Source organism: Pseudoalteromonas rubra, assembly GCF_001482385.1.
Taxonomy (GTDB): domain Bacteria; phylum Pseudomonadota; class Gammaproteobacteria; order Enterobacterales; family Alteromonadaceae; genus Pseudoalteromonas; species Pseudoalteromonas ardens.
In genome coordinates this window covers 514967-534881 of sequence record NZ_CP013612.1, presented here as the reverse complement: position 1 = coordinate 534881, position 19915 = coordinate 514967, and the positions used below count along the sequence as shown (strand labels likewise).

The 19915-nt window shown below is 47.8% G+C and carries 15 protein-coding genes; 2 read left to right on the top strand and 13 right to left on the bottom strand.

The features are described 5' to 3' along the window. Nucleotides 1–55 precede the first annotated feature (55 nt). From AT705_RS21465 to AT705_RS21415, 11 genes are all read right to left on the bottom strand, one after another. The gene (locus tag AT705_RS21465) at nt 56–1507 is read right to left on the bottom strand and encodes an SLC13 family permease (RefSeq protein WP_058798394.1); all 1452 of its coding nucleotides are present in this window, start codon (nt 1505–1507) and stop codon (nt 56–58) included. Nucleotides 1508–1584: 77 nt separating this feature from the next. Further along, nucleotides 1585–3456 (bottom strand): M28 family metallopeptidase, encoded by a 1872-nt coding sequence (locus AT705_RS21460; RefSeq protein WP_082669107.1) that lies wholly within the window; start codon nt 3454–3456, stop codon nt 1585–1587. A 64-nt stretch (nt 3457–3520) separates the two neighbouring features. Further along, complete coding sequence (locus AT705_RS21455) at nt 3521–5710, bottom strand: M4 family metallopeptidase (protein WP_058798393.1); 2190 nt, start codon at nt 5708–5710, stop codon at nt 3521–3523. 360 nt (nt 5711–6070) lie between these two features. Further along, nucleotides 6071–6571 carry a hypothetical protein gene (locus tag AT705_RS21450; protein WP_058798392.1) on the bottom strand — a complete coding sequence of 167 codons (501 nt, stop codon included), beginning with the start codon at nt 6569–6571 and terminating at the stop codon, nt 6071–6073. Between the two features lie 174 nt (nt 6572–6745). Beyond that, a complete protein-coding gene (locus AT705_RS21445; RefSeq protein WP_082669106.1) occupies nt 6746–8737 on the bottom strand; it encodes a TonB-dependent receptor plug domain-containing protein in 1992 nt (663 codons plus the stop codon). A 275-nt stretch (nt 8738–9012) separates the two neighbouring features. After that, nucleotides 9013–9273 (bottom strand): CBU_0592 family membrane protein, encoded by a 261-nt coding sequence (locus tag AT705_RS21440; protein WP_040645681.1) that lies wholly within the window; start codon nt 9271–9273, stop codon nt 9013–9015. Between the two features lie 215 nt (nt 9274–9488). Then, nucleotides 9489–9893, bottom strand: a complete 405-nt coding sequence (locus AT705_RS21435; RefSeq protein WP_058798390.1) for a DUF1761 domain-containing protein — start codon at nt 9891–9893, stop codon at nt 9489–9491. Between the two features lie 76 nt (nt 9894–9969). Next, nucleotides 9970–10491, bottom strand: a complete 522-nt coding sequence (locus AT705_RS21430; RefSeq protein WP_058798389.1) for a response regulator transcription factor — start codon at nt 10489–10491, stop codon at nt 9970–9972. Between the two features lie 3 nt (nt 10492–10494). After that, a complete protein-coding gene (locus AT705_RS21425) occupies nt 10495–11736 on the bottom strand; it encodes a sensor histidine kinase (protein ID WP_058798388.1) in 1242 nt (413 codons plus the stop codon). A gap of 69 nt (nt 11737–11805) precedes the next feature. Continuing rightward, entirely contained in the window at nt 11806–12678 is an 873-nt protein-coding gene (locus tag AT705_RS21420) for a mechanosensitive ion channel family protein (RefSeq protein WP_058798387.1), read from the bottom strand. A 70-nt stretch (nt 12679–12748) separates the two neighbouring features. Continuing rightward, nucleotides 12749–13144 carry a nuclear transport factor 2 family protein gene (locus AT705_RS21415; RefSeq protein ID WP_058798386.1) on the bottom strand — a complete coding sequence of 132 codons (396 nt, stop codon included), beginning with the start codon at nt 13142–13144 and terminating at the stop codon, nt 12749–12751. A gap of 142 nt (nt 13145–13286) precedes the next feature. Between AT705_RS21415 and AT705_RS21410 the strand changes: the two genes are divergently transcribed. After that, complete coding sequence (locus AT705_RS21410) at nt 13287–14354, top strand: ketoacyl-ACP synthase III (RefSeq protein WP_058798385.1); 1068 nt, start codon at nt 13287–13289, stop codon at nt 14352–14354. 172 nt (nt 14355–14526) lie between these two features. Beyond that, nucleotides 14527–15999, top strand: coding sequence for an aminoacyl-histidine dipeptidase (locus AT705_RS21405; protein WP_058798384.1), 1473 nt, complete (start codon nt 14527–14529; stop codon nt 15997–15999). A gap of 58 nt (nt 16000–16057) precedes the next feature. Here the strand turns inward: AT705_RS21405 and AT705_RS21400 are convergent, their stop codons facing one another. Further along, nucleotides 16058–18670 carry a glycoside hydrolase family 3 protein gene (locus AT705_RS21400; protein ID WP_058798383.1) on the bottom strand — a complete coding sequence of 871 codons (2613 nt, stop codon included), beginning with the start codon at nt 18668–18670 and terminating at the stop codon, nt 16058–16060. Beyond that, entirely contained in the window at nt 18606–19853 is a 1248-nt protein-coding gene (locus tag AT705_RS21395; RefSeq protein WP_058798382.1) for a sugar MFS transporter, read from the bottom strand. Before AT705_RS21395 ends, AT705_RS21400 begins: the two co-directional genes overlap by 65 nt. Nucleotides 19854–19915: the final 62 nt, after the last annotated feature.

Here is a 19915-nt window from a genome sequence, read left to right as displayed (position 1 = left end):
TGCCTGAGTTTCTCAGTGCAGGGCCTGACTTTTGATTTCTTCTTATTTAGCCACACTAATAACCAAACATGTAACTACCGACTGTCATAGTCAGCGTCGTTATCACCACAATAGCAAACAGGTTCATCACAAAGCCCGCCTTGATCATATCTCGGATTTTAATCTCTCCAGAACCAAACACAATGGCGTTGGGCGGTGTTGCCACTGGCATCATAAAGGCGCAACTTGCTGCCATAGCAGCAGGTATGACCCAAATGAGGGGTGTACCGGCAATTTGCTCAGCAACGGGACCAAGCAAAGGTAAAAAACCCGCAGCAGTTGCCGTGTTACTGGTCAGCTCCGTTAAAAAGGTTATGAGCGCAGCAACAGCCAATACACCCAGTACCAAAGGTATCGCACTGGCGCCAGCCAGCATGTTGGCAATATACTCAGCCAGCCCTGACCCTTTAATTTGAGACGCCAGCGTTAACCCCCCACCAAACAGCAACAAGATCCCCCAGGGCACTTGCTGCGCAGCTTGCCAATCCATTAAGCGTGTATCACTGCCACCTTTTGCTGGCAGTACAAACAACAGCAGTGCAGCCGCCATCGCAATTCCCGTGTCTGTGATATCCAGACCTGTCCAGCTCGCAAGGTATGGACGGCTGATCCAGCTAACTGCAGCAAAAACAAAAACAAGCAGCACATTTTTTTCGGCCAGACTCATGCGACCCAATTCACCCAATTGCTTAGTAAAAATTTGCGTCAAATCTGTGTCATTGTTGGTTTTTTGCACTTTAAATGCGAAGCGCGTCAACCACACCCAGCACAGCAAAATCATGCCAAATGTGAATGGGACAGCCATCACCATCCATTGCGCAAAACCAATTTTGATCTGATAGTTTTCCCACAGGTATGCGACCATTAACGCGTTAGGGGCAGTGCCAATAATAGTCCCGACGCCCCCCAAGCTCGCGCTATAAGCAATCGCCAGCAACAGGGCAATACCATAATTATTATCCTGAGATTGATTATCCTTGAGTACATGGATCACTGACAAAGCAATTGGCAGCATCATTAAAGTGGTCGCAGTATTGTTGATCCACATAGATAAAAACCCACTGACCAGCATCATTGCCAGGATCTGTGTCTTAGGGTTGTTACCGCTGCGTAGCATGGTATGCAAGGCGATACGTTTGTGTAGCTGCCACCTTTCCATGGCAATAGAGATCAAAAAACCGCCCAAAAACAAAAAGATCAACGGATGTGCATATAAACTCGAAGCAGATTTAATATCGTTTATCCCCGCCAGAGGCACCACAAGCAAAGGCACAAGGGAAGTTGCAGGTATGGGCACAACCTCACTCACCCACCAGATCCCCAGCCATAACGCAAGTCCGGCAGTACGCCATGCTTCAACACTCATCCCTTCCGGGGCCGCTGTCAAACACGTTAGTAGCATAAATGCTGGACCGAGCAGCAGGCACAGCCTGTCGGTCCAGAGTTTTGACTTTTTCAAATTATCCATTACTTATATTTTTACCTGGATTTAACACTCTTAGGGTATTATGCCAGTAAAATAAGTACAGAGTATGGAAAATCTGTCTATTGTGCCGATATGGACAACGTCATCCCACTGGCACTTTGGTAACCTTTTATACCAATAAACCAGTTACCTGCGTCCGGAGCATTGAAAGTACAGGTTTCTGCGTTGCCGCTTTTATATGGACGGCAATCATAGCTGTTGTCCCCAACCGCAGAACCATATTTAACATACAGGTCACCATCCCCCACGCCACCCGACAGTGTCACGGCCAAAGACTGATATCCGCTCCCCAGAGATTGAGAAAAGTTAACCCAGCCGCCTTGCGCTACAGACAGGTTAGATTCGGTACGATTGATGGGCACTGGCGTGGTCCCACCTGGTTGGTACTCGCCTACCAAAGAGACATTCTGAATCTCATTCCAGGCCTCCACCATGACATAATAGGTCCCTTCGCTAACGTTACCTATAGTGCAAGTTTCATTGCTGCTCGACGTAGTGCTTTTACAGTCATAGCTTTGCAGTGTTGGCTTAGAACCATACTTAACATACAAATCCGCATCTCCGGTGCCACCTGAGGTTTTAAAGGTTAGGTTGCTGCTACCCGCAGGTACAACCAGAGAAAAATCATGCTGAGACTTGGCTATACCGCTTATCCCCGTTTTTGGCACACCATTTTGTAATTTACCAGGATCAGGCGGTGGAATAGAGCCGGCATTTTTACCCAATTCAGCCAGATACGCGACCGCCAGTTTGGCAAATTTACTGGCATGCGTAGCGTCAAACGAGGTGTCATTGCTGGTGTGTATCTTTCTGTTTATCTCAGACATCCGAGATTCGAACGGCATAGATGCTGCAAACCCCTGTTGATACCAGGAAGCATGATCTGAACAACCATAACCACACTGATCATAGCCATAACTTAAGTTGGGTAAATAGGCGTCAAGCAGCTGCGACAAAAATTGATTCTGACCACTGTTGGTGTAGTCCGTAATCATAGTGATGTCCTGCGTGCTACCATTATTTCCGGTCATGTCAAATTGCACCATGCCGACCACATTTTTGCCCTGAGACTTGTAATCTTGCGCAATGGCTTTAGAGCCTCTCAGGCCGACTTCTTCAGCCGCGAAGCCCATTATCTGAATCGTCCGTTGAGGTTTATAATCCGCCGCAACCAGGGCTTTTAGCGCTTCAGTTAACACAGCAATTCCGGATGCATTATCGTCTGCACCTGGCGCTCTGCCAGCAGCAGGGCTAGACTGGTTGATGGAGTCAAGGTGTCCACCAATGACGACGATTTCACTGGCATTCTCAGCTCCGTTGATCGTCACAACAACCGATGATTGAGACCAGCTATGGTTATAAAAGTCTACGCTGATATCACTGCGAGACTGTGTGATTAATTGCCAGTTTTGTTTAATCCACTGAGCCGCATCCACGCCACTTTGCTGTGTGTAATAACGGTTATGGAACGCAGTCAGTTCTGCCACCGTGCTATCCAGGCTCGTCGTACTCACCTCCCCTATCATAGCGTTGACCATAGCAGGATTATCTATGGTGTACGTCTGTAATGGTTGGCTGGTATGCGCCAGACTCAGTTGTGACAGATACACCTCAGCATCAGCTTTCGATGCATGAGCAACAAACCCACCACAACGGTGGTAGTTTTCATGCATAAAATGACTGAGTTCACCATGCTCGATTTCATCGAGCTGCGCTATGCTGACACCAGGGATCGTGCTCACCTGCGCGCTAACATGTTTACCTGTCAGCAGGTTTTGTAACTGATAATGTTGTCCCGCCATGGTATCAATCGTGATCCAGGTTTTTTCGGGCTCCGATGGTACACCAGCAAACGCTGCACCGCCGGAGAAAAGTGTAAAGTTCGCGGCCACTAAAAAGCTCAGCACACGAACGGGTCGTTGAGCAGTCATCGCAACACCCCTCAATAAATGTGATTGAACAAAAAAGGGAGCGATATGCTCCCTTAGTCGATGATTAATTAGCCTGAATATTTACTGTGACACCGCTGGCAGCTGAGTAGCCACGTAAGTCGATGTGCCACGTACCCTCTTGAGGGTTGGTAAAGGTACAAGTCTCACTATTGCCGTTGCGGTAAGGACGGCATTGATAAGTGGATGTGGTTGATTGGCTACCAAAGTTGACATAGAGATCAGCGTCGCCTGTGCCACCGGAGATAGTTACTGTTAGATTAGAATAACCTGCACTCAAGTCTTGCGTAAAGCGTTGCCATTGACCTGATCCTACACTGACATTGCTTTCAGTTCGGTCAATTGGGGGCGTACCTGTGCCACCCGAGGTATATGAGCCAGTTAGCGACACGCCAGAAATGGCATTCCACGCCTCGACCATCACATAATAGGTGCCAGCCTGAACATTGCTGATGTTACACGTTTCGTTACTACTGGAGGTCGTACTATTGCAGTCATAAGTTTGCAAGGAAGGACGACTGCCAAACTTAACATAAAGATCTGCGTCACCAGTACCGCCTGAAGTCACAAATGACAGATTAGTCGCATCAGCCGGAACTTCCAAGCGGAAGAAGCTTTGTGCTTTAGACGCACCGCTGATCCCTGTGCGGGCGACACCATTGGTCAACAGTTCATCCTGTGGGGGCTCAGTAGTGCCACATGAACTACCCGGACTTAGCTGAGAAGTAACACCCACAACTGCCAGCGCATCTTTAACGTCTTCATGGTTGTACCCCAGGTCACAAGCTGCGTCCATAACACCGTTACCCGCCGTATCCCAGTCAGTGCTGGCCGTCCAGTATAATTGGTTTGCTTTCGCCATAATGATGAAAGCTTTCTTAGTATCCCAGCCTGTTTTATTCGCCAGAGTGTAGAATGCTTTGTTGAACACACCAGAGCTGTGGTGCACATCCATGCTGGAGGTATAATCTGACTGGTGGCCAATAGAGTTTCCATCTTTAGTCGGGTCATCCATATAGCGCAGTGCACCGGTGGATTTAAAGATCTCTTCACCGACCATCCAGTCATTGCTGCCTTTCATGTAAAACTCAGCGGCCTCACCTGCCATGTCAGAAAAAGCTTCATTCAGGCCACCTGATTTATAACGATAAACCAGACCGGAGTTTTGCTCGGTAAAACCGTGACTGACCTCGTGTGCCGACACGTCCAGGCTAACCAAAGGATAGAAACGATTCTGGCCATCACCAAATGTCATCGCACTGCCATCCCAAAACGCATTTTCATAGTTATTGCCATAATGAACACGCATTTTAAGCTGGAAAGTTAACGGCGCTGTACCCAACCAGTCGTTGTACATATTGAAAACGACATTGCCAAAATAGTGTGCATCATTTAACGGGGAATAGGCTCCATTAATTTCCTTAACCGTGTTCTCCGGACAGGTAAAACTGTGTGCCGTAGACCCGCTGCTGCCATGATTGAGGTTAATAGTCTTGACGTTAGCATTATTCATCGTACAGGTGTTGCCCGACTGAGACACATCCAAATGTCCATAGTCAGTGCCATACTGGTAACGACCTGTTTTTTGGTTGCCACCCGGTCCCGTTGCGTTAGCATGCTGGATGTTGTCAAACTCCATCAACAACTCACCGCTGTTGGCATCAATAATTTTGTAAGGGCGTGAAGGCAACTTACCGTAGGTAACATACGTCACCTCGTAAACCAGTCTGGCCTGAGACTGGTCATCAAGCCAGATACCTAGTCGACTACTTTCATTATGCTTAGCCAACGCGATTTCTTCGCCATTTTGTTGTGCAGAAAATTGAGCCTCTAGTTGGCTTTGCATAGCCTGCATAGACAATTTCGGCGTAACTGTATTCAGATCTGCCGCAATCTCATAGACAGCAGCACCATGAGCCCGCTTTAGTGCACCAGCATTGTTATAAGTCAGGCTGACTGTGTCGCCGATGACTGGCAAGCCTTTGTACATTTGTTGATAGCGTGTCGTAACCGCACCATTCGCGTGAGGGTATGACTTTAGCTCAACCAATGTGCTACCTGTATCGAGCCCGATAAGCTGCTCTGGTTGTGCCGACAAAACAGCCGGAGCCGCAGATTCCAGCATCGCGGAAATGGTATTATGTGTGTTGAGGAAGCGCTTTTGAGCTGCATTCGCAGCGCCTGACACCAGTACCAAACCGGCCGCTGTTGCCAAAGCTATTTTTGATAGTTTCACTTGATTTGCTCCATAATTACTTGTTGTTTTATGTGCAGCCGGGATATTGCTACCCACAGCGCAAACGCACATTTAACGAGTGCGCAACATAGAGACTAGTGACAAAGTTAAAAAAATAAACTTTTGTTAACTTTTAATTATTCCGCAGTTTACACCTCTTTAAAATTTAAAATTAGCTTTATTTACATTTGCTTGAAGGCAACCTGCCAGCGTGAAATTGAATTTACCAAACACCAAGTGTAAACATGTTGTTACACACAAGCTAATGTTAGCACTTGATAAATGTACCTTAGGGTTGCCAAATCAAACTTGTTATACTATAACAAAACACTTTTCCAAGCGTATTGTCTAGATCCGCAGCTAGTCATTTGGGCACGCTTGGCGAGCCGTAATTGCTTTAGTAATCAGTGACCAGCCGAGTGACGTTTCCTTCAATTGGGGCAAATTACCGGGTTCTGTTTGCAAGCATAACAATTGCTCTCCCTCAGCGCTTACCAACAATAGCTCAACGGTCGCAAAAGCCAGTTCATCGTCTCCACGCTGAGCTTGAAAATCCACCTTCAATAAAGTGGCTGAAGAGACATCAGGGTATTGCTGTGCAATTTGGGTTGTTACCAGCTGGAACCCCTGATCTTTTGATTCTTCCAGCGCCGCAGCTATGTCCTTACCTATTCCAACGTCAATGGCGAATCCAACCGCAATGCCGGCAGGACCCAACGCACCCATCAACATGGGACCAGCAGCAGCGCCCCTTCCCTGATAAGAGACACTTGGCATCTCAGACTTTACAACAGGTTTAGGCGGCACAGATGAACAGGCACTCAGCAGGGCAAATAGCAATAAACAGATAAATAGTTTCATTTTAGTAGTAAATACAAAAAGAGAATCGGTACCTATATTATATGAGGGTTATGCAATTATGCATAGTATAATCAAGCCTTTATAAATAAAGCTTAAGCAGCCGCTGTAATTAAGTAAAAGACGAGTGAATCAGACCCGTCGAGTAACAAACTGGTGTGAGGGCGCGTCAACAAATTAAAATGAGTATGAATATTCCACGGATAGTTGCTGCCCTGCTTGTGGTACACGGCCATCAGACACTCTGGGGTCGAACGCACTGGTTTGCTTATCAAACAAGTTTTGCGCCTTAATCCTGATTAGCTTATTTGTAGCAAGGTGCCAGGTAACTGTGCCTCCAATTAGCCAATGTGCTTCCTGCTCATAATGTTGAAAGCCCAGACCATCCAGTAAGAACACAGGGAAAACTTTAACCTGAGAACGCCACACGCCGTTAAGGCCAACCTGCCAGCGATCAAACTTATGGTGCAATTGCCACGAACCAAAACGTTTATAGCTGGCACTAAACGGATCGTCAAAATGCTGGGTGTAGTTGAATTTGAACCAACTAGCATCACTCAACTCGAATGAAGCACTGACCTCAAGCCCCTGCATGTTCGTTGAGTAAGCATTATTAAACGTAAAACGGCTTTGTGCCATATCAACCGGCTCTAGAGTGATAAAATCATCCAGCTGGTTTTCAAATAACACCAGGTCTAACTGCCAGCTTGGGTAAGCTATATGCCAGACGAGCTCCGTCGTTTTAATATTTTCTGATTTGAGCTGCGCATTGCCCTGGGTGATATCGTCATTGGAGTTGAGTTCATTACTCACCGGGATCCGAAATGACTCCCCATATTGTAGCTTAAATGCATGCTGCGGATTGAACTGATAAATGGTTGCAACACGCGGGGACAATTTGCTGTCTATGTCGATAAACTCGTCAAAACGCAGCCCCGTAAACAGTGTCAATTGCTCAGTCAATACATATTTCAGCTGCAGATAAGTGGCGTAAGAATCAAAATCCTGCTTCAGGCTATCGAACGCTGCAAACTCATTAAGCGGCTTAATACCGCCCAAATAGTATTGATCTTCAAGAATTATTTGCCCGCTAACAGGGTCAAAATGTGACGTATAAGTGCCAGCTCTGGACTGCTCCTCCAGCGAATACTCCATTCCCCAATTTAGCGCCAATCCCGCGCTATACTGATAGGCCAGGTCCCAGTTAAGCGTCAGGTCTTCTGAACGCCATTTTGGCCCATTAAAAAAATCCTGCTGCAGACCCAGCTCCTCTGCTGTCGCTATCAGTCCGGCACTGCTTATATCATGACGGATAAAACTCAACGTTAAATCGCTGTCCAATTTGTCTGATAGTCGGGCCTGATGATTCAATTTTGCCCCAATGTTACGACTGGTATGAAAGTTGTCCTCACTGTAACTGGACAAATTCATAAATTCGTCTAACGTCGTTCTGACCACGTGAAGTGACCCACTGAATGCCCCCCACTTGCCACCAAACTCGACAAAAAGATTCGACTGTGGGTCCCGGGCTTGCTGGGCACGATAGGTTTCTCCATCCGTTGCAAAGGCACTGACATTGGCATGAAAGTGACGTTCGCTATCAGGGCTGTGGCTGTAATTCAATGAGGCATGTCTGCTTTGGTTCAGGCCTGCACCAAACTGTATCTGACGTGCCGACTGGCGCGTCACGATATTCATCACCCCCAAAAACGCATTACTGCCGTAAAGGGCTGAACCAGGGCCGCGAATAAACTCAACTTTTTCAACCACATCCACAGGAATAAAAGGGGCATAAACAGACGCTTTACCGAACGATGAGTCATTGAGCCTTTGACCATTTAACATCACCAGAATATTACCATTGTCGAGATAGACACCTCTGGCATGTTCTTTGGGCACGCTGCCCACCCAATCTCCACGGGTTGACTGAAACCCGGGAACAAAGTTCATTAATTCATAAACGTTACGAATACCAAGTAAAGTGATTTGTTGTTGAGAAAATGAGGTGACGCTGGAAGGGACGGACTGGGCTGTTTCGGCAGTTTTGCTCGCAAGCTCTACCGTGACGTCCATCAGCTCTTCAAACGACAGTTCGAACAGCGCTTCCTGACGGGCACTTAAAGGTAAACTGAGCAAGATTAAACTTACAGGTAGCAGACTTTTTATCATACTCATTCGCTCAACGACACAATTACGGCTAAACAGTTGTCATGTAACACAAAAATCAAACAGCGATTTTTATTTCAATTTTAATATTACGCAGACAGGGACAGTTCGCAAGTTTTTTGTGACATTTTAGTAAGTTAATGAGAAATGTTAGTAATAAAGCGCGAGGAAAGATAGTTGAATATGAATATATGTTGCATAAATAACAAAAAATAGAGTAATTGGTTTTATGCGCTTTGTGGAGCAGCACATCCTGGATGCGCCGCCCTGTCAATCAATTAGGCTGTCGCAAGTCTGCGTTTTTTGAAGTACTTGTACAGGCCAATCAATGAAGCCACTATCCAGAATAACTCGATGACAAAACTCGCCAGATTAAAGTTATAGCAAAGACTGATAAGCAGCAAAATGGCACCACTGAGGTTCATCATATTGTACTTAATACCGTCAGGGCTTACTTTGTCCAACTGGAGTAAAAAAAACGCACCAACCACCAGGAAAGTACCCGTCATACCAATGATGTCAAACAATATGTCTATCATGTTTTTGTCCATATAAAATAGGCTCACCCAAACACGCTGGCCCGGATCCATGGGTAGGGTGATTTTCAGTCTTTGAAACAGCACAAACCTTTTTATCATATGTTGCCAGGCCTGCGTATAACAGGATATTTGTCCGCCTCTGTCGGACCACCGCACCATTCAGGTTGGCCTTTATCTGTAACAGTATGATGGCACCCAAGTAAGATAATTCAAGACTAGCTCAGTATGGCAAGCATAAACCCTATCAAACAAAATTGAGCGGTATGATAACCCGCATTGATAAGAAATAGCTTCAGAGGGCGTTGTTCAAACAAATAGCTGGTGCCCAGAGTACTAGCAACAAAGCACACCCCAACGGCTAAGCCCAACAACACTCCATCTACAATTGCGGGGCTTTTCCCCAACAGCGCAGCCATTAACAATGCCGCCAGTATGGACAAAAACATCGCGCCGCTAAAGACCAATTTATGGTCGGCATTTTGGATATCCAACTCAGTAAGACCCGCTTCTTCCAACCAAGGTTTATGAAATAGTAACGGTGAGTACCATATTCCCCCTAAAGCAAAGGAGGAGATTGCCGCAATCACAACGGCAACCACATCTACATCAAACACAGTCACAGCACTTACCTCGATTATTTCACTAATTTCAATTTAGTTAATAACCTTTGGAAGAGCAAACCAGGCTGTGCATGGATTATTTAAGTACCGGGCGTTTCTGAAGTTTTCTTTGCAATGTTCGTCGGTGCATATTTAGCTGTCTGGCAGTTTCAGAAATATTGCCATCATTAGATTTCAGGGTTTGCTGTATGTGTTCCCATTCAAGCCGTTCTGGTGACATGGTCGTCTCTGCAGTTTCAGTCACTACAGCCTGTGTGCCTAACAGCGTTTTGGCTATCAACTGAGTGTCCGCAGGCTTGGTCAGGTATTCATCGGCTCCCAGCTTAATTGCCTCAACGGCTGTCGCGATGCTGGCAAACCCGGTCAGGAGTACAATTTTTGCGTCCGGGACGATGCCCCGGATCAATGCGATGTGCTGCAAACCAGAGCTTGCTGTCAATTTCATATCCAACAACACATATTGCGGCAAAAATGTCTGACACTGCGCCGCAATATCCAGTTCATCATGCACACACTGACATACAAAGTTCAGTTTCGTCATTCTGCGCGACAGCGTTGTGGCAAATGGTACATCATCCTCAATAATCAATAACTTCATAATTTATACTACAGGTAAAGTCACCACAGATACGGCACCCTGAGTCTGATGGTTAGACAGGTGTAAGGTCCCTTCAAGTCGCTCGATTGTAGCATGAGAAAGCAGCAGCGCCATGCCCAAACCAGATGAACTGTCGACCACTGACTTACCTATCAAAGCCAGTTTGTCCATTGCAATGCCCGGACCGTGATCTCGGATAGACAAAGACCATGTGCGGTCACCGCCAGCTGAGGTCTGTTCTGACAAGCTCACGCTCACTTCCAGGCTGAGCGCAGAACACTTCTCATTGGCCTTCGCCGCATTCACAAACAGGTTAAACAAAGCCGGGATCAGCATAGGATCGCCACTGACTGAAAATGACTGATCGGGTAACTGACAGGTAATGACCTGCTCAGGAAACTGCAGCGTCAGCAGTTCGTGAAGCTGCTGCCAGAGCGCTGTAAATGACTGGCTGTTAACCTGGGCATGCGGCTTAAGTAGCTCGGTCTGGGCCCTGAAACCATCTAACTGTGTCTTACATTGAGCCAGAGGAGCCTGCATATCCTGCACGGCCGGGTGCTGCGGAAAATCCTCACTTAACTCTTCATACAACAAACTCAAATGCGCGATGGGTGTCGCCAGTTGATGGGTTACTTGAGCAGCGGCACTGCCTAATGCGAGCACCTGCTCCTGTTGCAACTGCTTTTCTCTGCTTTTAGCCAACGCCAGTTCTCGCTGCTGGATGCGGCTGGCCAGAAAAGTCACTATCGTCACAATCACAATGACCATAAACACAAAATTCACCAGCATGCCAAGCAAGTGCTGCCCCATATGCATGCCATGGTGATGCATAGGGACCACCGTATACAAGTACCCATAAGCAGCTAAGGATGCACCGCAGATAAATACCACAAACTTAGGTGGCACCGTAACCGCTGCAATGATGCAGGGTAACAGCAGCAAAGAGACAAACGCGTTGCTCGCCCCACCCAGAAAGGATAAAAGAACGGTCAAAAATAAAATATCAGCCACCAGCTGCATCACCATAGCCCCGGGTGAAACATCACTCACTTTGCGATAAGCATAAATACTCGCCAGTTGAAACACAGACTCCAGCGCTATGACTGTAAAAATAGGTTGTTCAGGTAAGTTTTTATCTAAAAACCACAGCGAAATGAGCACCAGAACCAACTGCAATACAATGGCGATGGAGCGCAGCAATAATAACTGACCAAGCGCCGAGTTAGGAGAAAAATTAATTAACATAATATTTTACGTTTTACACTCAATAAATACGCAGACTCCAGGTGTGCCTAACAGTTACACCTGGATTACTTAACGCTTAGGTTGCCTGACAATGGCCAATTGACCGTCGATATGCACATCACGCTGTGGAAAGGCCACCACAATATCATGCTCGGCAAATAACTCATCAAGGCGAAAGCGGATTTTACTTCTCGCCTGCCTGAGCCCGCCTTCGACGGTAGAATTGAGCCAAAAATTGACTTCAAATATCAGCGCGTTGTCACCAAAGTCTTCAAACGTAACCTGGGGTTTAGGATCGTTCAGAACTTCAGGCTGCTCTTCGGTTGCCTGCTGGATCAAAGCTGCAACCTGTTTTGCGGGCGAGCCATACGCCACTCCTACACGCACCGATGTACGCATAAGTTTATCAACCAAAGTCCAGTTGATAACCGTGTTTTCCAGCAATTTACTGTTGGGGATAAGCATATGTACCCCATCTACCCGGCGCAACCGAGTTGACCGCGTATTAATTTTTTCAACGATCCCTTTGGTGCCCTCCACTTCAAGAAAATCCCCAATACGGATAGGCTTTTCCCACATCAGGATCCACCCACTGATAAAGTTGTTGATGATATTCTGGGCCCCAAACCCAAACCCTATGGCGATCGCGCCTGACAAAAAAGCAAAAGCCGTAATGGGTACATTAATCACATCTAATATAGTGATCACCGTAATGGCAATTGCCAGGACGTAGCACACTCTTTGCACCAGATGCACCATATTTGGGTCGGTATTGTTAGCTCTGAGGCTGTTGGTTAATTTACCAACCAAAGAACGGGTGAGCCAAACCCCCAATATCAACAGCAGCGGAACAAGTAACAGCTTCCCGACTGTGAAAGAATGCTCTGCGTAAGTGAATAGTGAAAAGTTCAACCATTCGCTCAGTTTATCCAGGTAATTCACTATATACCTCTGTGAGTGCTCGGACTACGTAACGCCGACGAGCTGAGTGGATTAAGATATATGGTGGCGCTTATTCAAATTTGAGCTTAAATTCCGGGCAAGGCGTTCCCTGGTGGAACATTAATTGCCAACTCGCTCCCTTATTGCGCCAGATCGACATTCTGACGGAATAATTTAAATTAGAATAGGCATTTCGACGATAAGCAGCATGATAGGTGATCTGAGCCAAGTTGTCGGCGAGCATCTGGCCCTGAAAGTCCTGGTTATAAAACTGTGGCACTTTCTCCCTGGGCAACCTGGCCAATACGTGAGATTTATTAAACATCAGTCCGTTAGCTGAAATTTCATAGAAATCCTCATCTAACAACTGGGCCAGTCTCTGCGGATTTTCTCGCACGGCCGGGTCCAGTAGCTCACGCTCCAGGTTTATGAGCATATCCAGCGTTTCAAATTTAAGTTTTTGCATTATAAACCAAGCAATTAACGCCACCACCTTCTATCAGTCTAGTCAATAAGCCGATTTCGACAAGGGATAATTGGATGTAACCTAAGGCGGTTTACGATATACTGTGCCTTAGCCTACTGGTCGGATTTGAATAAGAGATAAAATGAAGTACGCAAAAATAACAGGATGGGGAAAAGCAATCCCCCCCGCCTCTATCAGTAATGACGAACTAAGCAACATTGTTGACACCAATGACGAATGGATCAGCACCCGAACGGGCATTAAATCTCGCCGTGTCAGCCATGTGAGTACTGCAGAGTTAGCCACCTTTGCCAGTAAACAGGCGCTAGCCTGCGCCGGCCTCAAAGGTGAGGACATTGATCTCGTTCTGCTGGCAACCTGTACCCCCTCCACTATGGTGGCCAATACCGCATCCCTGGTGCAAAAAAACATCGGTGCTGTTGGTGCAGCTGCCTGCGATACCAACGCGGCCTGCTCAGGCTTCCTGTACGCATTGCAAAATGCTACGGCTCAGATCCAGGCGGGTATGATCAAGCGTGCAGTGGTTGTGGCAGCTGAGCGTATGACCTGGTACGTCAACTGGGCAAAACGCGACAGTGCTGTGCTATTTGGTGACGGCGCCGGCGCGGTTATTCTGGAAGCCTGCGATGAACCCTGTGGACTGCTGGGCACGAAAACCGGATGTGACAGTGAAGATCGCGGCATTTTGCATATTCCGAATTACGGCACAGATCTGAGCCGCTATGAACCTGCAGGCCCTTCAGACTTAGCTTTTGAAGGGCGAGAGATTTTTAAACGAGCGGTCACCGGTATGAGCGTTGCGTGCGATGATGTCCTGGCTCAAGCAAGTTTGTCTCTGTCTGATATAGATGTGCTGGTTCCACACCAGGCAAACCTGCGGATCATTCAGGCAATCCAGAAAAAACTCGACATTGCTGACGATAAAGTAATGGTCAATATCAACAAATACGGTAATACCTCCGCAGCGACCATTGCCATTGCCTTGTGTGAAGCAGTTGAACAAGGGTTAATTAAACCGCACGCAAATATCATGTCAGCCGCCTTCGGGGCGGGCCTGACCTGGGCTGCCAGCTACATAAAATGGGGTGAGCGTGTCACGCCTCTGGCACACTGCGAAGAGACACTGCCAGCCTGTGAAAAATCAGGTGTGGAATTAATAACGGATGCCGTCAAGGCATGCCAACAGTAAAGGGCTAATTCCTTTACAGGGCCAATTTAGCATTCACACTGAATTGGCCTTATCTACTCGACCCTGAACACGCACGAGTGGTAAACTCCCCCTACTTTTTACCCACTTACCAGCAATACTGAACCGCCAAACGTTCAGGCTGGAAGACAATAGCTCAAATAAGGGGAACCCGGTGTTTAAACCTCATTCCGACATCGCCAATTTGGCGCCTCAGATCGTATGGCAATTCTTTGATCAGATCTGCTCAATCCCACACCCATCAAAACACGAAGAAGCATTAGCGACCTTTATTGTTGACTGGGCAGAGTCACAAGACCTGGCCGTTCGTCGCGATGAAACGGGCAACGTGTTTATCAAAAAACCTGCCACGCCCGGTATGGAAAATCGTAAACCTGTCGTACTTCAGGCACATATAGACATGGTGCCGCAAAAAAATGACGATACAGCTCATGACTTTACCAAAGACCCAATTCGTCCTTACATAGATGGTGAGTGGGTTACAGCCCAAGGTACCACCCTGGGTGCTGACAACGGCATGGGTATGGCGTCTTGCCTTGCCGTATTGGCATCTTCTGACATCCCGCATGGTCCACTGGAAGTGTTACTGACGGTAGATGAAGAAGCCGGAATGTCTGGTGCATTTGGTCTGCAAGCCGGTTGGCTGGAAGGCGACATTCTGCTCAATACCGATTCTGAGCAGGAAGGTGAGATTTACATGGGTTGTGCTGGTGGCGTAGATGCCAGCATGACTGTAAGTATTGAGCGTCAAGCTGTAGCGGCAGGCAGTCAACTTGTAGAGATCAGTTTAAAAGGCCTGAAAGGCGGCCACTCTGGCGTTGATATTCATACCGGACGCGGTAACGCAAATAAGCTTCTGGCGCGTGCATTAAAGCATCACCTGAGTGGGGTAGACTTTAGCCTGGTGGCCTTTAAAGGTGGTTCACTGCGTAATGCTATTCCGCGAGAAGCGTATGCAACTATCGCCATCTCACCTGCGCAACGCAGTGTGCTGGAACAGCGTCTGAGTGAGTTCGAAGCGGTACTGAGCAATGAGCTGGGTGCCATTGAAACCAGCCTGAGCTTTTCAGTCAACGATACGGACAATACGCTTGATGCAATGTCTGAACACTCTAAAGACAGCCTGCTTGCGCTACTCAATGCCTGCCCGAATGGCGTTGTACGCATGAGTGATGATATTCAGGGCGTGGTTGAAACGTCTCTGAACCTGGGTGTGATCACCACTCAGGCCGACAAAGTAGAAGTGCTTTGCCTGATCCGCTCTTTGATTGATTCAGGTCGCACAGATGTCGAAGGCACGCTAAGCTCACTGGCAAGCCTGGCAGGTGCAGAGATTGAGTTTTCAGGCGCATATCCTGGCTGGAAACCCGACCCGGACTCAGATTTGGTGCACATTTTCCGTGATATGTACGAAGGGATTTATGGTAACAAACCAGATATCATGGTGATCCACGCAGGACTGGAATGTGGCTTGTTCAAAGAACCCTACCCTGACATGGATATGATTTCATTTGGTCCAACCATCAAGTTCCCGCACTCGCCTGACGAAAAAGTGCATATTGCATCGGTTGGCTTGTACTGGCAACAGATGCAGGCATTACTGCAGAATATTCCAGAGCGCGACTAATATCGCTCAATAATTGATTCAGGCACCTTACGGTGCCTGAACCATGTTAAGCCAGGTTTTAATCCTGACAATGGATTGTAGCCTGCTTATCACCTGCCGGCTTTATACTGATGTCACTAAACGACAAGCTCATACTGCCAGTAGCAGACAGTTCAAATGGCATCACCATCTGATCAAACATCACGCCCTGGCTGGCAAAGCATTGCAAATCTATACTCAGCACTTGCCACTGCTGTGCTTCCAGCTTGTTCAGCTCAGCGCCAATATCAACCTGAGCCCGGCAGCTTCCCGGCATATCCCCTTCACTTTCACAGTGCATACCAACAAATGCTTGGTCTGCAACCGTGTTACCACGTTTTACGGTCATACTGAGCACACCACCCCCAGCCTGGTAACGGGCCAGATCTTCTCTGAAGCCATTGCCACTGACAAACTGAACACCTGCTTTTGTGCCCTGCCAGTCAAGCCGAAAGGCATCTTCCTGGATTTCTTTATCTATGGTTCTGTAACTCAGATTAGCCAGCGTCATACTGCTTGCGGTGACGGCAAGATTTTGCTTACCTGAAAACAGCCTCAACTGCCAGGGTTGCTGAGTTTTACCATTGAAAACCTCATACACATCTGACGTATTCAGCGCAGCGTCCGTTTCCTCAGGTAAACTGTTGCTCAGCGTTGAGGACATGCCATAACTCAAACCAAAACCGTAAGGAAGCAAAGGCGCATAATCCTGGTCGAAACGGTTAACCGGCTTACTTGGATGGGCAGGCCAGGAGAAGGACAGACGACCAGTGAAATCGTGCTGTATCTTGCCCTCGCTGTTTTTTAGCAAAACATCGGCAACGGCTTCGCCCTGTGAGCCCGGTAGCCAGGCGGCCACAAAGGCATCACTGGCATTCAGCTCAGGGTTAACCCACATAGGCCTGCCACTGATAAACACAGAGGCCACTGGAATACCTTGCGCCTTAAGTGACTTTAATAAAGCCAGGTCGCGTTTATTGCCATGCTGATAAATCAAAGTTTCCCGATCACCGTGCCCTTCGGCATATGGCTCTTCACCAAATACCACAATGGCCACATCAGGTTTAGTGTCGAACTGGCCATTTTCGCTGAGCTCAACCTGACCACCCGCTTGGGTTACCTGCCGGGCAAGTCCGTCGTATATTGACTGACCACCAGGAAAATCAGAATTCTGATTATTGGTACCCTGCCAGGTGATAGTCCAGCCCCCTGATTGCTTACCAATGTTGTTGGCAGCATCACCGGCTATCAGAATGCGCTGATTGGGTGCAAGCGGTAATAGCTGTTGATTGTTTTTAAGTAACACCAATGACTCCCGCACCGCCTGGCGCGCAATTTCCCGGTGGGCTTCGTGGCCTATCAATTGCGTATTGTTAGCATGGGGACGCTGTGCCGGGCTGGGCTTATCAAACAAGCCTGCGCGGAACTTCACCCGCAAAATACGACGGACAGCATCATCAATGCGAGACATTGGAATGATGCCCGCTCTGACCTGTGCAATGGTGTTCTCAAGCAGGGGTTTCCAGGCGTCGGTAGGCACCATGTATACATCCAGACCCGCATTCACAGCCTGAGGGCAATTGTCATTGCTACAACCGGGTATTTGCCCATGGCCATTCCAGTCACCTACCACAAAACCATCAAACCCCATTTTGTTTTTCAGCACGTCGGTCAGCAGATATTGATGTCCGTGTATCTTCTCAGCCTGCCAGCTGTTAAATGAGGCCATCACCGATTGTGCTCCTGCCGTGAGGCCACCCACATAACCCTGAGCATGAATATCAAACAACGCCTGCTCCGAGTCGATATTGTTACCTTGATCGTCTCCTTTCACTGTACCGCCATCACCTAAGAAGTGTTTCACCGTACTAATGACCCGGTCATCGCCCAAAAAGTCCTCTCTGGCATGTCCCTGCAAGCCATGCACAATGGCTGCGGCGTATGCTTTCACAATCTCAGGATCTTCCGAATAGCCTTCGTAAGTGCGACCCCAGCGATCATCACGTACTGTTGCCACTGTGGGCGCGAAGACCCAGTCAATGCCCGTCGCCATCACTTCTTTTGCAGTTGCCTGAGCAATTTGTTCAATCAGTTTGGGATTATTGGCCGCACCCAGCCCAATATTATGAGGAAACAAAGTTGCCCCGATGACGTTGTTATGACCATGGACCGCATCGGTCCCCCACATAGTAGGAATATTAATGCCATCCAATGAGTCATCTACGGATGCCTGATACATAGCGTCTGCCAGAACAACCCAGTCTTTAACACTGGCATGCTTGTTGTTCCCGGGAAATGCTCCGCCCCCATTGAGATAAGAGCCAAACCCGTAGCGCCGCATATCTTCTACCGTAATGTCACGGATCTCCGGCTGGATCATCTGCGCTACTTTCTGTTCTAACGTCATCTTGCTCAGTAGGGCCAACACCTGGCGCTCAATTTCAGGGTCCTGGGCTACCTCTGAGTAAATTTTGGGCCAGATATCAAGCCCTCTCTTCACCTCCGGCGAAGGTTGCCCGGCACCACATGCAGTTAAAATACCGACAGCTAGTACGCTGAGTGAAATCTTGGTTGTTGTTTTCTTCACTTTACTTCTCCGTAGACAGCAAAACAGGTCGGTGTCCTTTGAGCCCAAAATAACCGATAAATACATAACACAATGCCGGTAGCAGGAACGACAATTGTACCCCTGATGTGTCAGCCAACATCCCTTGTAGCAAAGGAATAATGGCACCGCCCACAATCGCCAGACATAACACGCCAGCACCATGGCTGGCGCTTTCTCCCAGCTTGTCGATTGCCAGACTGAAAATGGTTGGAAACATAATTGAATTGAACAGGCCGACGGCCAATACGGACCACATCGCCATACGTCCTTCGGTCACGACAGCGACGCACAACAGCACAATGACCATGACTGCGTTAAATGCCAGTACTTTACCTGCTGCAATTTTTTGCATCACCAGTGCACCAATGAAACGTCCAACCATAGCCCCGCCCCAGTAATAGGCGATAAGCTGTGCCGCCTGTGCTTCATTAAGGCCGGCAATACGAGGGTCATGTAAAAAATTCACCAAAAAACTGCCAATGGCCACTTCTGCCCCGACATAGAGAAAAATCGCCACGGCCCCGAGCTTAAGGTGTTTATATTGCAGTGCTTTTTTCAACGACGGCGCGCCCTGGGACTGTACACCCAATGACGGCAACTTAATAAAGGCAAACACAATGGCCAGTATCGCAAGGGTGGCCGCTATCATCAGATAAGGAAATTGTACCGCAGAAGCATCAGCATGTGCCGGCTCGCTGCTGCCTGAGAAAATCAGCCAGGCACCAAAAAATGGCGCAACCGTAGTGCCAAGCGAATTAAATGCCTGCGTCATAGTCAGGCGCGACGAAGCCGTCCTAGCAGGCCCGAGCGCGCTCACATAAGGGTTAGCGGAAACCTGTAACACAGTAATGCCAGAAGCCAATACAAACAACGCGCCTAAAAATAACCCATAAACACCGAGCTCAGCGGCCGGATAAAACAACAAACACCCAATGCTTGCGACACTCAGGCCTGTGATGATGCCTTTTTTGAAGCCAATCCTGCCAACCAGCATGCCGGCCGGCACAGAGACGATAAAATAGGCACCGAAGAAACAAAACTGCACCAACATAGCCTGTGTATAAGTTAAATCGAAAGCCCCTTTGAGATAAGGGATTAAAATGTCATTTAAGCAGGTAATAAAGCCCCACATAAAAAACAGAGTCGTCAGCGTAAACAGCGCAAATCTGTGCCCCTGAGCGGATTGCGACTCATGCTTGGTATCCAGTATCACGGATGAACTAGCCATAATGAATTTCCAAAAAATATTTCCAGCAGGCTCTGGTCCTGCTTAACGCAAAAACCAGAGCG

Bases quoted from the DNA above. Each gene is read 5' to 3' on its own strand.
- AT705_RS21440 (WP_040645681.1), bottom strand. From the start codon at position 9,273: ATGATAGACATATTGTTTGACATCATTGGTATGACGGGTACTTTCCTG.
- AT705_RS21460 (WP_082669107.1), bottom strand. From the start codon at position 3,456: ATGACTGCTCAACGACCCGTTCGTGTGCTGAGCTTTTTAGTGGCCGCG.
- AT705_RS21450 (WP_058798392.1), bottom strand. From the start codon at position 6,571: ATGAAACTATTTATCTGTTTATTGCTATTTGCCCTGCTGAGTGCCTGT.
- AT705_RS21395 (WP_058798382.1), bottom strand. From the start codon at position 19,853: ATGGCTAGTTCATCCGTGATACTGGATACCAAGCATGAGTCGCAATCC.
- AT705_RS21425 (WP_058798388.1), bottom strand. From the start codon at position 11,736: ATGTTAATTAATTTTTCTCCTAACTCGGCGCTTGGTCAGTTATTATTG.
- AT705_RS21415 (WP_058798386.1), bottom strand. From the start codon at position 13,144: ATGCAAAAACTTAAATTTGAAACGCTGGATATGCTCATAAACCTGGAG.
- AT705_RS21430 (WP_058798389.1), bottom strand. From the start codon at position 10,491: ATGAAGTTATTGATTATTGAGGATGATGTACCATTTGCCACAACGCTG.
- AT705_RS21410 (WP_058798385.1), top strand. From the start codon at position 13,287: ATGAAGTACGCAAAAATAACAGGATGGGGAAAAGCAATCCCCCCCGCC.
- AT705_RS21445 (WP_082669106.1), bottom strand. From the start codon at position 8,737: ATGATAAAAAGTCTGCTACCTGTAAGTTTAATCTTGCTCAGTTTACCT.
- AT705_RS21400 (WP_058798383.1), bottom strand. From the start codon at position 18,670: ATGTATTTATCGGTTATTTTGGGCTCAAAGGACACCGACCTGTTTTGC.
- AT705_RS21465 (WP_058798394.1), bottom strand. From the start codon at position 1,507: ATGGATAATTTGAAAAAGTCAAAACTCTGGACCGACAGGCTGTGCCTG.